Here is a 12,608-nt window from a genome sequence, read left to right on the forward strand (position 1 = left end):
ATCACGTCACGTCAGCTCAGGGCGCCCACGGGGCCACGACATTCCAGGTCGCGTCCGCGTTGAAGCCGCTGCCCGAGTCCCAGTCCTTGCCGAACCCCGCCGCGATCCACACCTCGGACGCGTAGTGCCGCAGGTACTTGCCGGGGAAGTTGTAGGACTCGAACGAGACCCCCCCGCCGCCCGAGAGGCCCGGCCGGGCGCAGAAGGTGGCGTCCTGCGCGAAGACCGTGGAGCCATCGCTGGCGTCCCGGCGCACGCGGCTGTTGAAGTGGCGCAGGTACTGGCCCGGGTAGTTCCTCGACTCGAAGGAGTAGCAGCTCGAGTCGGCCAGACCGGCCACGAGCTTGAACGTCGCGTCCTGCTTGAGCACGGCCGCGCTGCCCCCATCCACCACCTCGGTCTTGGCCGCCCCGTCGATGTGGCGCAGGTAGCGGTTGGTGTAGCCCGACGTCGTCACCTGGAGGGACTGGAACGAGCCCTGGGGCGCGTTCGCCTCGCTGCGCCACCAGGGCGCGCCGATGCCCCACGTGGCGTCCTGACGGAAGCCCGTGGTGTTCTCCAGCGCGTCCACCCAGACCTCGCTGTTGCGGTGGCGCAGGTAGGCGCCGGGCTTGTTCCGGGCCTCGAAGGACACTCCCGTGGGGGAGCCGTCGAGCGCCGCGCGGGCGCAGAAGGTGGCGTCCTGGTCGAAGAGCGCCGAGCCATCGCGCGCGTCCCGGCGGATGCGGCTGTTGAAGTGGCGCAGGTAGCTGCCGGGGAAGTTGCGCGGCTCGAAGGAGTAGCAGGACGCGTCCGCCAGGCCGGGGACGATGCGGAACGTCGTGTCCTGCTTGAGCGTGCCGTTGGAGCCGCTGTCCACGGCCTCGGTGACGCCCAGGCTCTCGATGTGGCGCAGGTAGCGATTGGTGTAGCCCGGCGACATCACCTGCAGCGAGCGGTGCGCGCCCGCGCCCAGGAGGCCCTGGCCGTTGAGCGCCTTGGAGGCGGCGATGAGGTTCTGGTGGGCGGTGCGCACCTGGGCCGCGTCCACCTTGAGGATGGCGCGGTCATAGGTGAACAGGCCGTTGAGCTCGCCCTCCACGTCGGTGATCTCCGTGTAGACGGAGGCGTTGAGGCCCGGCCGGTTCATCAGCGTCTGCAGGCCCTGCACCATCGCCACGAAACGGCTGGTGAGCGTCGCGCTGTCGGGCAGCATCTCGTAGACGAAGACCTGACCATTGGGGCTCCAGTAGTGGCCGTCGATCTTCAGGCCCAGGCCGCCGAACTCGCCCAGCACCGCGGCGCGCGTGGCCGAGGCGGGCGGGGACCCCGGGCCCACGTAGACGTGCCAGTCGGCGAAGTCGCCGTTGCCTCCGTCCACGGCGCCACAGCAGTTGATGCCACTCATGTTGTCCACGAGCCGGCTCGGATCCCAGCTCTTGGCCAGGTCGGCCAGGCGGGCCTGGTCGTACTGGCCCCAGCCCTCGTTCTGGATGACCCAGACGACGATCGAAGGCGAGCTGAGGTGCTCGTCGAACATCTCGCGCATCTCCAGCTCGAACTGGGTGCGCGCCGCGGCGGTGGGCGTCTTGCCCGAGTCCATGCACGGCATGTCCTGCCACACGAGCAGGCCCAGCTTGTCCGCCCAGTAGAACCAGCGCTGGGGCTCCACCTTGATGTGCTTGCGGATCATGTTGAAGCCCAGATCCTTGTGCTTCTGGATGTCGAACTTGAGCGCCGCGTCCGTGGGCGCGGTGTACACGCCGTCCGGCCAGTAGCCCTGGTCCAACGTGCCCACATGGAAGACGAACTGGCCGTTGAGCACCGGACGCGGCACGCCGCCCACCAGCTTGAGGCCGATGGAGCGCATGCCGAAGTAGCTCGTCACCTGGTCCACCACCGTGCCGCCGCTCTTGAGGGACACGCGCAGGTCGTACAGGAACGGGCTGTCGGGGCTCCACAGCTTGGCGTTGGGCACCGGGAGGCGGATCTCCGCGCCCACGCCGCCCGTGATGCTGGCCACCTGGGTCGAGCCGTCGAAGGCCACCGCCTCCACTGTCTGGCCGGACAGGCCCTCGCCCCGCACCGTGAGGCGCAGCGCGCCCCCGGGCACGTCCGGCGTCATGTCCAGCCGCGTGATGCGCGCCGAGGCCGTGGGCTCCAGCCACACCGTCTGCCAGATGCCCGAGGCGCCCGTGTACTCGATCCCCTGGGGGTTGTTGGTCTGCTTGCCCACGGGCTGGCCGCCCGCGTCCGTCGGGTCATACACGCCGACGATGAGCTCGTTGGCGCCGCCGTTGAGGTACGGGGTGACGTCGAAGCTGAAGCCGTCGAAGCCGCCCTTGTGCGTGCCCACGAGCTGGCGGTTGACGTAGACGTTGGCCTCCCAGTCCACGGCGCCGAAGTTCAACTGCACGCGCCGACCGCTCCAGCCCGAGGGCACGGTGAAGGTGCGGCGGTACCACATGCGGTCCTGGTGCCGCTTGATGCCGGAGAGGCCCGACTCGATCGGATAAGGGACGAGCACGCTCTCGGCGAGGGTCTGCCCGAAGGGCGGCGTCTGGCCCGCGGTGGCGTTGCCGAACTGCCACTCGCCGTTGAGGTTGAGCCAGTCGGTGCGCACCAGCTGCGGCCGGGGGTACTCCGGCAGCGCGTTGGTGGGGGACACCTGCGAGGTCCACTGGGTGGTCAGGGGTGGGGCCTTGAGGGACCAGGCCGCCTGCGCGCTCGGGAGCGACAACAGGGCGCAGAACAAGGGCAGCAGCCGTGAGACGGCACGGCGCCTTCGCGTGAAGCCAGGGAGTCGAATCATGGGGGTCTCCACGAAGCCGGTGCGAGAAGTGTCTCGGCGCTCGGTTCGGTGGAAACCCTCTCTAGACGATTTTTAGCTGAATTTCCAGGAAATCAAGGAGATGAGACCGCGGTGTCAGCTCCCGTGGGAGAAGGGCACCGGGGCCGTTCACTTCAGCAGCGCGGCCAGCGCCGGCCAGACATGGTCGCGCAGCTTGGGCTGCGCCGCGGCGACGGGGTGGATGTTGTCCGGCTGGAAGGCGGCCCGGTCCGTGGCGATGGGCTCCAGGAAGAATGGCAGCAGGGACACCTTCTGCGCCTCGGCCACGGTCCGGAAGTTGGCCGCGAAGCCCTCTGTGTAGGCCTTGCCCAGGTTGGGCGGCATGCGCATGCCCACGATCAACACCCGGGCGCCCGCGGCCTTGGCCGCGCTCACCATCTTCTCCAGGTTCGCCCGGGTCTGCTTGAGCGGCAGGCCCCGCAGGCCGTCGTTGCCCCCCAGCTCGATGACCACCACCTCCGGCTGGTTGCGCTTGAGCTCGCCCTCGATGCGCGCGGCGCCGCCCGCCGTGGTCTCCCCGCTGACGCTGGCGTTCACCACCCGCCAGCCCGGCGCCTCCTGGGCCACCCGCGCGGCCGTCAGCGCCACCCACCCCTCCTCCGGGGCGATCCCGTAGGCGGCGGACAGGGAGTCGCCCATCACCAGCACCGTGCGCGGGGGGGCGGCCCGCGCGGACGTCGCGCCCACCACGGCCAGGCCCACCGCCAGGGTCACCGCGAGCTGACCGAACATGCGGGCGATCCCGGTGCGCTGCCTCATGTAGTCTCGATTCATTCGCTGCATCTCCTCGGGGCCGCCGTTACAAGCCCGCTCCGCGAGCAGACGCGCCCCTGACCCAGACTCCCATATGCCCCACGACCGCGCGATGCACCCCCAAATCCAGCCCGACCCCCAGCGGTGGGCCCTCCAGGTGACCGACCTGGGCCGACGCGTCCCCCTGCCCTCCGGCGCGCTCACCATCCTCGACGGCGTGGGCTTCTCCATCGCCCATGGCGACACCGTGGCCATCATCGGCGCCTCCGGCTCGGGCAAGAGCACCCTGCTGTCGCTGCTGGCCGGGCTGGACACGCCCAGCTCCGGCAGCGTGCTGCTGGACGGCGCGCCCCTGTCCTCGCTGGACGAGGACGGCCGGGCGCGCGTGCGCGGCGAGAAGGTGGGCTTCGTCTTCCAGAGCTTCCAGCTGCTGCCGTCCTTGACGGCGCTGGAGAACGTGATGCTGCCGCTGGAGCTGCGCGGCGACGCGGACGTGCAGACGCCCGCCCGGGCCATCCTCGACAAGGTGGGGCTCGGGGAGCGGCTGGGCCACTACCCGCGCCAGCTGTCCGGCGGTGAGCAGCAGCGCGTGGCCCTGGCGCGCGCCTTCGTCACCCGGCCGGCGGTGCTCTTCGCCGACGAGCCCACGGGCAACCTCGACACCCGCACGGGCCAGGCCATCGTCGAGCTGCTCTTCTCCCTCAACGCGGAAGCCGGGACGACCCTGGTGCTCGTCACCCATGACGAGCGCCTCGCGGCGCGCTGTGGACGGCGGCTGCGGCTCGACGGGGGCCGTCTGGTGGCTGGGGAGCCGCACGCGTCATGAGGCTGCTCTCCATGGCCTGGCGCCAGCTGCGCCGCGACTTCGCCGCCGGGGAGCTGCGCATCCTCCTGGCCGCCCTGGTGCTCGCCGTGCTGGCCGTGACGGCCATCGGCTTCGTCACCGACCGCGCCGAGCGCGCGCTCGCCCTGGAGGCCAACCGGCTGCTCGGCGGGGACGCGGTGGCGCAGGGGGACTCGCCCCTCGGGGAGTCCGTGCACGAGGCGGCGCGCGCCCCCGGACTGAAGAAGACGGAGACGTGGGAGCTGACCAGCATGATCCGGGTCGGCGACGCGGACGACGAGCGGCTCCAGCTCGGCGAGCTCCGGGCGCTCGGTGAGGGCTATCCCCTGCGCGGCCACTTCCGCATCGTGCGGACGGTGGGCGGCCCCGAGCTCGAGGCCCCGAGTATTCCCGAGCGGGGCACCGTGTGGATGAGCCGCGCGGGGGCGGACGCGCTGGACGCCCGGCTGGGGGACATGATTGGTCTGGGCGAGTCCCAGCTGAAGCTCGCCGCGCTGGTGGTGCAGGAGCCGGACACCTCCCTCAACGCCTTCAACATCGCGCCCCGGGTGTTGCTCAACCTCGCCGACCTGCCCGCGACGGGACTGATTCAAGAGGGCAGCCGGCTGCGCTACCGCCTGGTGGTCGCCGGAGAGCCCGACGCGGTGGAGCGCTTCGTGCGCACCGCGCGGGCGGGGCTCGTCCGGGGCCAGCGCCTGGAGACGGTGATGGACGCGCGTCCGGAGATGCGCTCGGCGCTGGAGCGGGCGGATCGCTTCTTGAGTCTCGCGGCGTTGGTGTCGGTGGTGCTGGCGTCGGTGGCGGTGGCCATGGCGGCGCGTCGGCACAGCGAGCGGCACCTGTCGAGCACCGCGGTGATGCGGTGTCTGGGCGCGAGCCAGCGCACGCTGGTGGCCACCCACGGCGGCGAATTGCTCCTGGTGGGCCTCCTCGCGAGCTCCCTGGGGGTCCTGCTCGCCTTCGGGATGCAGTGGGTGGTGGGCGAGTGGCTCGCCCAGACGCTCAAGCTGAACATCCCGGCGGCGGGCTGGGTACCCGCGGTGCAGGGGTACGGGGTGGGCCTCGTGGTGCTGCTGACCTTCGGCGCGCCCCCCATCCTCGCGCTGCGCCGGGTGCCCGCGCTGCGCGTGTTGCGCCGGGATCTCGACCGGACCGAGCCCAGCGCCTGGCTGGTGGGATTCCTGGGCGTGGTGGGACTGGCCGCGCTGCTCTGGTGGAAGGCCGGCTCGGCGAAGCTGGCGCTGGTGATGTTGCTGGGCATCCTCGTCACGCTGGGGGTGCTGGCCGGCCTGGCGTGGGGGCTCATCCACGTCGTGCGGCGGGTGCGCTCGCGGCTGCGCGGGAGCCTGCGCTACGGCCTGGCCAACGTGAGCCGGCGCGCGGCCACCAGCGTCGCCCAGGTGTCCGCGCTCGGCCTGGGGCTGATGGCGCTGCTGCTGCTCACCTTCGTGCGCACCGACCTGCTCGATCGCTGGCAGACGGCGATCGCCCAGGACGCCCCCAACCGGTTCATCGTGAACTTGCAGGAAGGCCAGCAGGAGGCCGTCCGTGCGTTCATGGTCGAGCAGGGGCTGCCCGCCCCCGTGCTCTCCCCCATGGTGCGGGCCCGGCTGGTGGCGCACAACGGCGAGCCGGTGAAGACAGTGCCCGCCGAGACGCCGCCGGGCACCACCGAGGAGGAGCGCTCCGGCCAGCGGCGCAGGGACCGCGAGTACAACCTCTCCAGCGCCGACACGCTGCGCGAGGACAACCGCATCACCTCGGGGGCCTTCTGGGGTGAGCGGCGCCCGGAGACGCCGGAGTTCTCGGTGGAAGAAGGCTTCGCCGGCAACATGGGCTGGAAGCTCGGGGACCGCGTGGCCTTCGACATCGCGGGCCAGCGGCTCGAGGGCACCGTCACCAGCCTGCGCGAGGTGGAGTGGGAGAGCTTCCGGACGAACTTCATCGTCCTGGTGTCGCCGGGCGCGCTCGAGGGCTACGCGGCCAGCTACATCACCGCGGTGCGCGTGCCCCCCGAGCGCACGCGCTTCACCGCGCAGCTGGTGGCGCGCTTCCCCAACCTCTCGGTGGTGGAGGTGGATGCGCTGCTCAAGCAGGTGCGCGCCATCGCGGATCAGGTCTCCACCGTGGTGGAGGTGGTGTTCTACTTCTCCCTGCTCGCGGGCCTGCTGGTGTTGATGGCGGCGGTCAGCGCCAGTCAGGACGAGCGCCTGCTGGAAGGCGGCGTCATGCGGGTGCTGGGCGGCAGTCGCCGACAGTTGCGGCTCGCGCAGGCCTCGGAGTTCGCGGCCATCGGTCTCTTGTCCGGCCTCACCGCGTCGGTGGCCGCCTCCGTGCTGGCCGGCGTCATCGCCACCCAGGTCTTCAACCTGCCCTGGGCGCCGGACTGGCGGCTGGTGGGCGTGGGCGGCGGGCTGGGGGTGCTGGCGGCGGTCGGCGCGGGCCTGTTCGCCACCCGGCGCGTGCTGGACACCCCGCCCTCGGTGACCCTGCGGGAGCTGCAGGGCTGAGGGGACGCCGCCCGTCCCCTCGACCTGGATCCACGGGGCGCGAGGGGCGCCCCCACCCGCGTCACGGCTGGATGGGATGACCGAGGTACAGCTCCGAGGCGATGGTCTGGATCTGGATCTTCCCCTTCTCGACCACGAAGGAGTCACTGCCGAAGAACGTGCCCTCCCCCTTCGGCGTGAAGTGCCAGGTGATGTAGACGGTGCGGCCGTCCACGGTCGGCGTGTCCACGACGTTCTGGCCCTGGTCGAAGAGCTGGAACAGTTGCCGGAAGACGCTCGTGATGGCCGCCTTGCCCCGAAAGGTCTGGTTGTTGAGGATCAGCACGGAGCCATCCGTGTAGTCCGCGGTGATGGCCGCGAGGTCCCGCGCCTCCCAGGCCTGGATGTGGTGGCGCCAGACCTCCTGGGTGCTCGGGGGCGCGGCGTGGGACGACGAGGCGAGGAGGGTGGCGGCGAGCACGCTGAGGAGCGCGCGCGAGAGGGTCGTGGGCATGGGGCTTCTCCGTGAGGAGTGACGAGAGGCCGCCACCATGCCGTCCCCGACCCGCGCGGACCAGGAGGCCCCGTAGCACAGCTCTTGTGCCACGCAGTCACAGACGCGGGACGCCCCCGCTCAGCGCGCGAAGAAGATCAGGTAGAGCAGCGCCGACAGGGCGATCGAAATGAGGATGGACCCCAGCACGCCGAACTTGTTGGAGAAGAAGAAGAACATGCCGCGAAGATGCGGAGCCCCTGGGCGGGCCGCAGAGCGCGCATGAGCCAGGCGCCCGGAGACTGTGGGCCAGCGGACACCGCGCGGGCTTCAGCTGGGCTTGTCGGTCTCGGTGAACTCGGCGTCCACCTCGCCCTCGGTGCGCGGCCCGAGCCGCCCGCGCGGAGGCGAGGCCGGCGGGGCCGCTGGCTCGTCCGGAATCCGCGTCGTGGAGAAGGACACCACCCGCACCGAGCCCGTGGCGATGCGGCGCTCGACCTCGCGGCGCACCCACCGGGCCACGAGCCGACGCGTGGGAGGCAGCAGCAGCACGAGCCCCACCGCGTCCGACAGCACCCCGGGCAGCATCAGGAGCACGCCGCCCACGAGCACGAGCAGCCCGCCCAGCAACCCCTCCTCGGGCACCTGGCGCCGGGCCAGGGCGGCCTGCCACTGGCGCAACACCCGCGTGCCCTCCCGGCGGGCCAGCCACGAGCCGATCATCGCCGGGACGAGGACCAGGGCGAGCACGGCCTCCCAGCCCACCGCGTGGCCGATGCGCCACAGCAGGTAGAGCTCCACGAAGGGCAGGCACACGAGCGCGAAGATGAGGAAGCGGAGCATCCGCTCAATTTAACCCCCGGCCGCGCCCCGCGCCCCCTCCTCATGCGCGTCAGCCCCTCCCTCGGTCCACGTAGCCCACGTGGCCATCGGGACGCACCCACAGCGAGGACCACGTCCCCCACTCCCCGGCGCGCTCCGGGACGTCGGCGGTCACCACGGTCGTCCAGTCCGCCCAGGCGGAACTCAGCGCGGGACGCGGAGCCGTGGACTCGCGCTGGAGCACCAGCCACCTGCCCTCGTGCATCAGGGCGTAGAGGGAGCGGACCTCCCCCCTCGGGCCTCGCAACGTCAGCTCGGGCAACCGCCGCCCCACGAGTCCGCCCGTCCCCTCCACGCCGGGGGGCGCGGGCAGGAACGACCCGGCGTAGGCCACGTCGAAGGCGGCGATCTGCTCGGCGAGCCTGCGATTGGCCTCGGGCAGCGTGAGCAGGCCCGAGACCGCCTCGCGCAGGGCCAATCCCGCGGGCCCGAAGTCGGAGAGCAGCGCGGTCTGGCTCAGGGTGTTGCGCAGGAGGCGCGCCCCCACCCCGTGGCGCTCGCGGTGGTAGCTGTCGAGCAGTGCGTCCGGGGCGCGTCCACGCAACACCCCCGCCAGCTTCCACCCCAGGTTCATCGCGTCCTGGAGGCCCACGTTGAGGCCCTGGCCACCCGCGGGCAAGTGGATGTGGGCCGCGTCCCCCGCCAGGAAGACGCGGCCCGCGCGGTAGGTCGCGGCCAGCCGGGTCTCGTCTCCGAAGCGGGACAACCATCGCGGCGAGTGCATCCCGAAGTCCGTGTCCGCGATGGCGCGAACGGAGCCGGCCAGTTCCTCCAGCGTCACGGGCTCGGAGAGCGGCGCGCCCGCGCGGCGCGGATCATTCACCACCAGCCGGTGGTGCAGACCATCGCCGAGCGGCGCCAGCATCATGCCGCCCGCGGCCGTCACCGTGCTCCAGCCCGGCGTGGCCGGAGGCGTGGCGAGGACGACATCGCCTAGCATCATGCTCCGCGTCGCGGGGGTGCCCGGAAACGCGATGCCGGCCAGGGTCCGCACGGCGCTGCGCGCCCCATCCGCGCCCACCACGTACCGGGCCCGCACCTGGAAGGTGTCACCCCCCTCGCGCGTGCCCTCCAGGTCCACCCCCTCGGCGTCCTCGCGCAGGTCGGTGACCCGGCAGCCCCGCTGGATGTCCACGCCCAGTTCCCGCGCGCGCTCCTCCAGGAGCGCCTCCGTCTGGGACTGGGGAATGAACAGGGTATAGGGAAACGCCGTGTCGAGCGGGGAGAAGTCCAGGCGGGTGTCCAGCTGGGCGTAGTGGCCCAAGGGCAGGGGCCGGCCCCGGGCGAGGAATCGGTCCGCCAACCCGCGCAGCGCCAGGATCTCCAACGAGCGGGGATGCAGCGTCAGGGCGCGTGACTGCGACACCCGTTCCGTCCGGCGCTCGTGGACCGAGACCCGGACCCCGCCCAGGGCCAGCTCACACGCCACCATCCAGCCAACCGGCCCTCCACCCACCACGGCGACATCCACCTCGCTGCGCATGCCCGGCCTCCTCCTGGAAACTAACGGCGTTAGATTAACCTAACGGTGTTAGTTTAGACCGTCAAGTCGAGGGTCGGTCATGCGCATCCAGCGGGAGCGGGCGGTCCAGGCCGCGTTGGCGTTGTTGGACGAGGAGGGAATCGAGGGGGTGACGATGCGCAAGCTGGCGCAACGGCTGGAGGTCCAGGCGCCGTCGCTCTACTGGCACTTCGCCAGCAAGCAGGCACTGCTGGATGGGATGGCGGATGCGCTGCTGGAGGACGTGGCGCGCGGCGTGGACCCCAAGGCCCCGTGGGACGCGGTCGTGCGCGACGTGACGGCCCAACTGAGGCAGGCGCTGCGCTCGCGTCGGGACGGGGCGCGGGTGTTCGCGGGCACCTACGTGGTCACGGAGAACGTGCTGCGCGTGAGCGAGGCGATGATGGGCGCCCTGCGGCGCGCGGGTGCCAGCTCGCGTGTGGCGGCCTGGGGCAGCTTCTCCCTCGTCTATTACGTCCTCGGCTTCACCCTGGAGGAGCAAGGGCTGGATCCCCGCTCGAATCCCGAGGCGTCCCGGTTCCACGAGCGCCGCGAGCACTTCGCGGCCTTCCCGCCCGGCCAGTTTCCCCACGTCCTCGCCGCGCTCGCGGACATCTTCGACGAGGACCTGGAGGCCCGGTTCGCCTTCGGCCTCGAGCGGCTCGTCACCGGGTTGCGCGCCGACCTGTCGCTCAGCGCTTGACCTTGTAGCGCAGCCAGGACGGACGCGGGCCGGCGGCTCCTGGAGAGCGCGGGGCCCGCCCTGGAACCGCCTGGTGGACATCGTGGCCGAGGGCTGCGACGCGGGCGGGCGGTTGAGCGAGGCCATCGAGCGGGACATGGTGCAGGTGCGGCTCACCGAGTCCTTCCGCTTCGTGGTGGTGGGCTCGTCCGTGAAGTCCCCGCCGGCCTGGTGACAACGGTCCCAGGGACCGTGGTGACTGGGGTCCCGGGCTGGTGACGGCAGTCATCACGCGCCGCGCCCCCCCTCGCGCCCCCCTCGTTTCGTAACCCCTTGAAACCACGAAGGGCGCCGTTTCCATCCGGTGCTCCGAGGGCTGGCACAGCGGCTGCAGTAGGTCAGGACATCGCCGCAACGCACCGCACCCCACCCTCTCCGAACCTCTTGAAGGAGCTTCCCATGGCCCGCATCCGCTCGAACCCCTTCCGCTCCTCGACCCTCCCCACCAACACCCCCAAGACGCCGCAGACGAGCACGCCTCCCCGCGCCTCCACGCTCCCGACGTCGGCGCCCACCGCGCGGCCCACGACCCCCGCGGCGACCTCTCCCGCGGCGCGGCCCACCACCCCCGGCGCGACCTCTCCCGCGACGCGGCCCACCACCCCCGGCGCGACGTCCCCCGCGGTGACCTCTCCCGCCACCACGACCCCCGGCGCGACCGCCACCCCCGGCGCCGCCAACACCCCCGCGGCCACCGCGGGAGCCCCGGTGAAGCACCCCGGCGCGCCCGCGGGCGGCCCCACCTACAGCCCCTGGTCGCAGACCACCGGCGCGGCGGGCGACGTGGCGGTGAGCGGTGGTGACAACAAGCTCACGGCGCCCCCGATGGCCCAGCCGAACATGTACCTGGACAAGCAGGGCAAGCCCTTCGCGAAGGACGTCTTCGGCGGCACGGTGAGCGGCAACAGCACCGGCTCGGCGCAGGCCTCCACCACGGCCTACAGCGGCAACGGGCAGCACCACTACTCGGCCCAGACCGAGATCCAGGGGCCCAGCGCCTCCTACCAGGCGCAGGGCGCCCACGCCGGCCGGTTCGGCGTGACGAGCGGCCAGGTCACCGCCAACGCCACCAGCTTCAAGGGCCAGGCCCAGGCGGGCGTCTCGGCCGACACCAACAGCCACGCCTACACGGCCGCGATCACCGGCAAGGCGGAGACGGGCGTGGGCGTCACGGCGAGCGCCAACCACGACTTCAACCGCCACGTGGGCGGCTACGTGAAGGGTGAGGCCAAGGCCGGCGCCTCGGCCTACGCCGAGGGTGTGGCCACGGTGGATCCCCGCACGGCCACGGCCATGGTCTCCGGCCAGGTGGGCGCGGGCGCCACGGCGGGCGTGTACGGCACGGCGGGCGGTCACCTGGGTCGGCTGCACGGCTCCATCACCGGCGGCGCGGTGGCCGGCGCGGCGGCCCAGGCGGGCGGCAAGTTCGGCATCGAGAACGGCTTCCTCAAGACCGGGGCGAACGTGAACGCCGCGGCCGGCGTGGGCACCTCCGTCCAGGCGGACGCCGCCCTCGACCTGCGCCACCACATCAAGCCGGGCATCGCCGCCGGTCTGCGCCCCGGCATCGCCGCCGCGACGGGCGCGGCCGTCCCCGGGCAGACCCTGCAGCCCGAGCAGTCCTGGATCCAGCGCCACCTGCCCTGGTGAGCGAGTGGTCCGCCAGGGGTTGCCGCTCGGCTTCCCTGGCGTGTAGGCCGCTCCACCAAGAGATGGGCCTCCCTCGCCTGGGGTAAACCCAGTACACGCATGAGTCGTACCACGCGCTCGCGGCCACCACTTGGCAGCGAGCGCGTTGTGTTTTCACGGGACTCAAGACGTCACACGCCACCGCCAACGCGAAGCACCATTGCAGTCCAAGGCTCTGGCCGAGGGGGTTCAAGCTGTGCGACAACTCCGCGCCGCGACACCTCTGGCGACGTTGGCTGGCTGGTTTCGCCACGGCCTTTCGTTCCTGTCCAGCTCCCTTTGTGCCAGGGTAACTACACGCGTCTGCCGCTCGACGCTGGCGTCGCCTTGCCGCATGCCCTCTTGCCCGGTTCCGTGGTTTGTTCTTCTTCACCTTTCGCGGACG

Annotated in this window: 9 protein-coding genes and 1 pseudogene; 5 read left to right on the forward strand and 5 right to left on the reverse strand. The window is 71.8% G+C overall.

The genetic code is table 11. From position 1 onward, the window contains the following. Nucleotides 1–16: 16 nt before the first annotated feature. Both I3V78_RS25150 and I3V78_RS25155 read right to left on the reverse strand, forming a co-directional pair. Nucleotides 17–2,791 carry an AbfB domain-containing protein gene (locus I3V78_RS25150; RefSeq protein WP_204490979.1) on the reverse strand — a complete coding sequence of 925 codons (2,775 nt, stop codon included), beginning with the start codon at nt 2,789–2,791 and terminating at the stop codon, nt 17–19. Nucleotides 2,792–2,938: 147 nt separating this feature from the next. Next, complete coding sequence (locus tag I3V78_RS25155) at nt 2,939–3,604, reverse strand: arylesterase (protein ID WP_204490980.1); 666 nt, start codon at nt 3,602–3,604, stop codon at nt 2,939–2,941. Nucleotides 3,605–3,695: 91 nt separating this feature from the next. Between I3V78_RS25155 and I3V78_RS25160 the strand changes: the two genes are divergently transcribed. After that, nucleotides 3,696–4,409 carry an ABC transporter ATP-binding protein gene (locus I3V78_RS25160; protein ID WP_204490981.1) on the forward strand — a complete coding sequence of 238 codons (714 nt, stop codon included), beginning with the start codon at nt 3,696–3,698 and terminating at the stop codon, nt 4,407–4,409. Beyond that, entirely contained in the window at nt 4,406–6,937 is a 2,532-nt protein-coding gene (locus I3V78_RS25165; protein ID WP_204490982.1) for an ABC transporter permease, read from the forward strand. The genes I3V78_RS25160 and I3V78_RS25165 overlap by 4 nt, the downstream gene beginning before the upstream one ends. 61 nt (nt 6,938–6,998) lie before the next feature. On the opposite strand, the gene I3V78_RS25170 is transcribed toward I3V78_RS25165, so the two are convergent. From I3V78_RS25170 to I3V78_RS25180, 3 genes are all read right to left on the reverse strand, one after another. Further along, entirely contained in the window at nt 6,999–7,430 is a 432-nt protein-coding gene (locus I3V78_RS25170; RefSeq protein WP_204490983.1) for a nuclear transport factor 2 family protein, read from the reverse strand. Between the two features lie 309 nt (nt 7,431–7,739). Further along, a complete protein-coding gene (locus tag I3V78_RS25175; protein WP_204490984.1) occupies nt 7,740–8,252 on the reverse strand; it encodes an FxsA family protein in 513 nt (170 codons plus the stop codon). Between the two features lie 49 nt (nt 8,253–8,301). Next, nucleotides 8,302–9,774: an FAD-dependent monooxygenase gene (locus tag I3V78_RS25180; protein ID WP_204490985.1), complete on the reverse strand. Its 1,473-nt coding sequence runs from the start codon at nt 9,772–9,774 to the stop codon at nt 8,302–8,304. Nucleotides 9,775–9,853: 79 nt separating this feature from the next. Here I3V78_RS25180 and I3V78_RS25185 point away from each other — a divergent pair, with 79 nt between their 5' ends. The 3 genes and pseudogenes from I3V78_RS25185 (at nt 9,854) to I3V78_RS25195 (ending at nt 12,184) form a co-directional block, all read left to right on the forward strand. Continuing rightward, nucleotides 9,854–10,495 (forward strand): TetR/AcrR family transcriptional regulator C-terminal domain-containing protein, encoded by a 642-nt coding sequence (locus I3V78_RS25185; protein ID WP_204490986.1) that lies wholly within the window; start codon nt 9,854–9,856, stop codon nt 10,493–10,495. A gap of 64 nt (nt 10,496–10,559) precedes the next feature. Further along, nucleotides 10,560–10,682: pseudogene (locus I3V78_RS25190) on the forward strand (LysR family transcriptional regulator); the annotation flags it as partial. Nucleotides 10,683–10,933: 251 nt separating this feature from the next. Beyond that, nucleotides 10,934–12,184 carry a hypothetical protein gene (locus tag I3V78_RS25195; protein ID WP_204490987.1) on the forward strand — a complete coding sequence of 417 codons (1,251 nt, stop codon included), beginning with the start codon at nt 10,934–10,936 and terminating at the stop codon, nt 12,182–12,184. The last annotated feature ends 424 nt before the right edge of the window (nt 12,185–12,608 follow it).

The organism is Archangium primigenium (assembly GCF_016904885.1).
GTDB classification, from domain to species: domain Bacteria; phylum Myxococcota; class Myxococcia; order Myxococcales; family Myxococcaceae; genus Cystobacter; species Cystobacter primigenius.

Excerpts from the sequence above, each read along its gene's own strand:
- I3V78_RS25150 (WP_204490979.1), bottom strand. The coding sequence starts at position 2,791 with ATGATTCGACTCCCTGGCTTCACGCGAAGGCGCCGTGCCGTCTCACGG.
- I3V78_RS25155 (WP_204490980.1), bottom strand. The coding sequence starts at position 3,604 with ATGAATCGAGACTACATGAGGCAGCGCACCGGGATCGCCCGCATGTTC.
- I3V78_RS25160 (WP_204490981.1), top strand. The coding sequence starts at position 3,696 with ATGCACCCCCAAATCCAGCCCGACCCCCAGCGGTGGGCCCTCCAGGTG.
- I3V78_RS25165 (WP_204490982.1), top strand. The coding sequence starts at position 4,406 with ATGAGGCTGCTCTCCATGGCCTGGCGCCAGCTGCGCCGCGACTTCGCC.
- I3V78_RS25170 (WP_204490983.1), bottom strand. The coding sequence starts at position 7,430 with ATGCCCACGACCCTCTCGCGCGCGCTCCTCAGCGTGCTCGCCGCCACC.
- I3V78_RS25175 (WP_204490984.1), bottom strand. The coding sequence starts at position 8,252 with ATGCTCCGCTTCCTCATCTTCGCGCTCGTGTGCCTGCCCTTCGTGGAG.
- I3V78_RS25180 (WP_204490985.1), bottom strand. The coding sequence starts at position 9,774 with ATGCGCAGCGAGGTGGATGTCGCCGTGGTGGGTGGAGGGCCGGTTGGC.
- I3V78_RS25185 (WP_204490986.1), top strand. The coding sequence starts at position 9,854 with ATGCGCATCCAGCGGGAGCGGGCGGTCCAGGCCGCGTTGGCGTTGTTG.
- I3V78_RS25195 (WP_204490987.1), top strand. The coding sequence starts at position 10,934 with ATGGCCCGCATCCGCTCGAACCCCTTCCGCTCCTCGACCCTCCCCACC.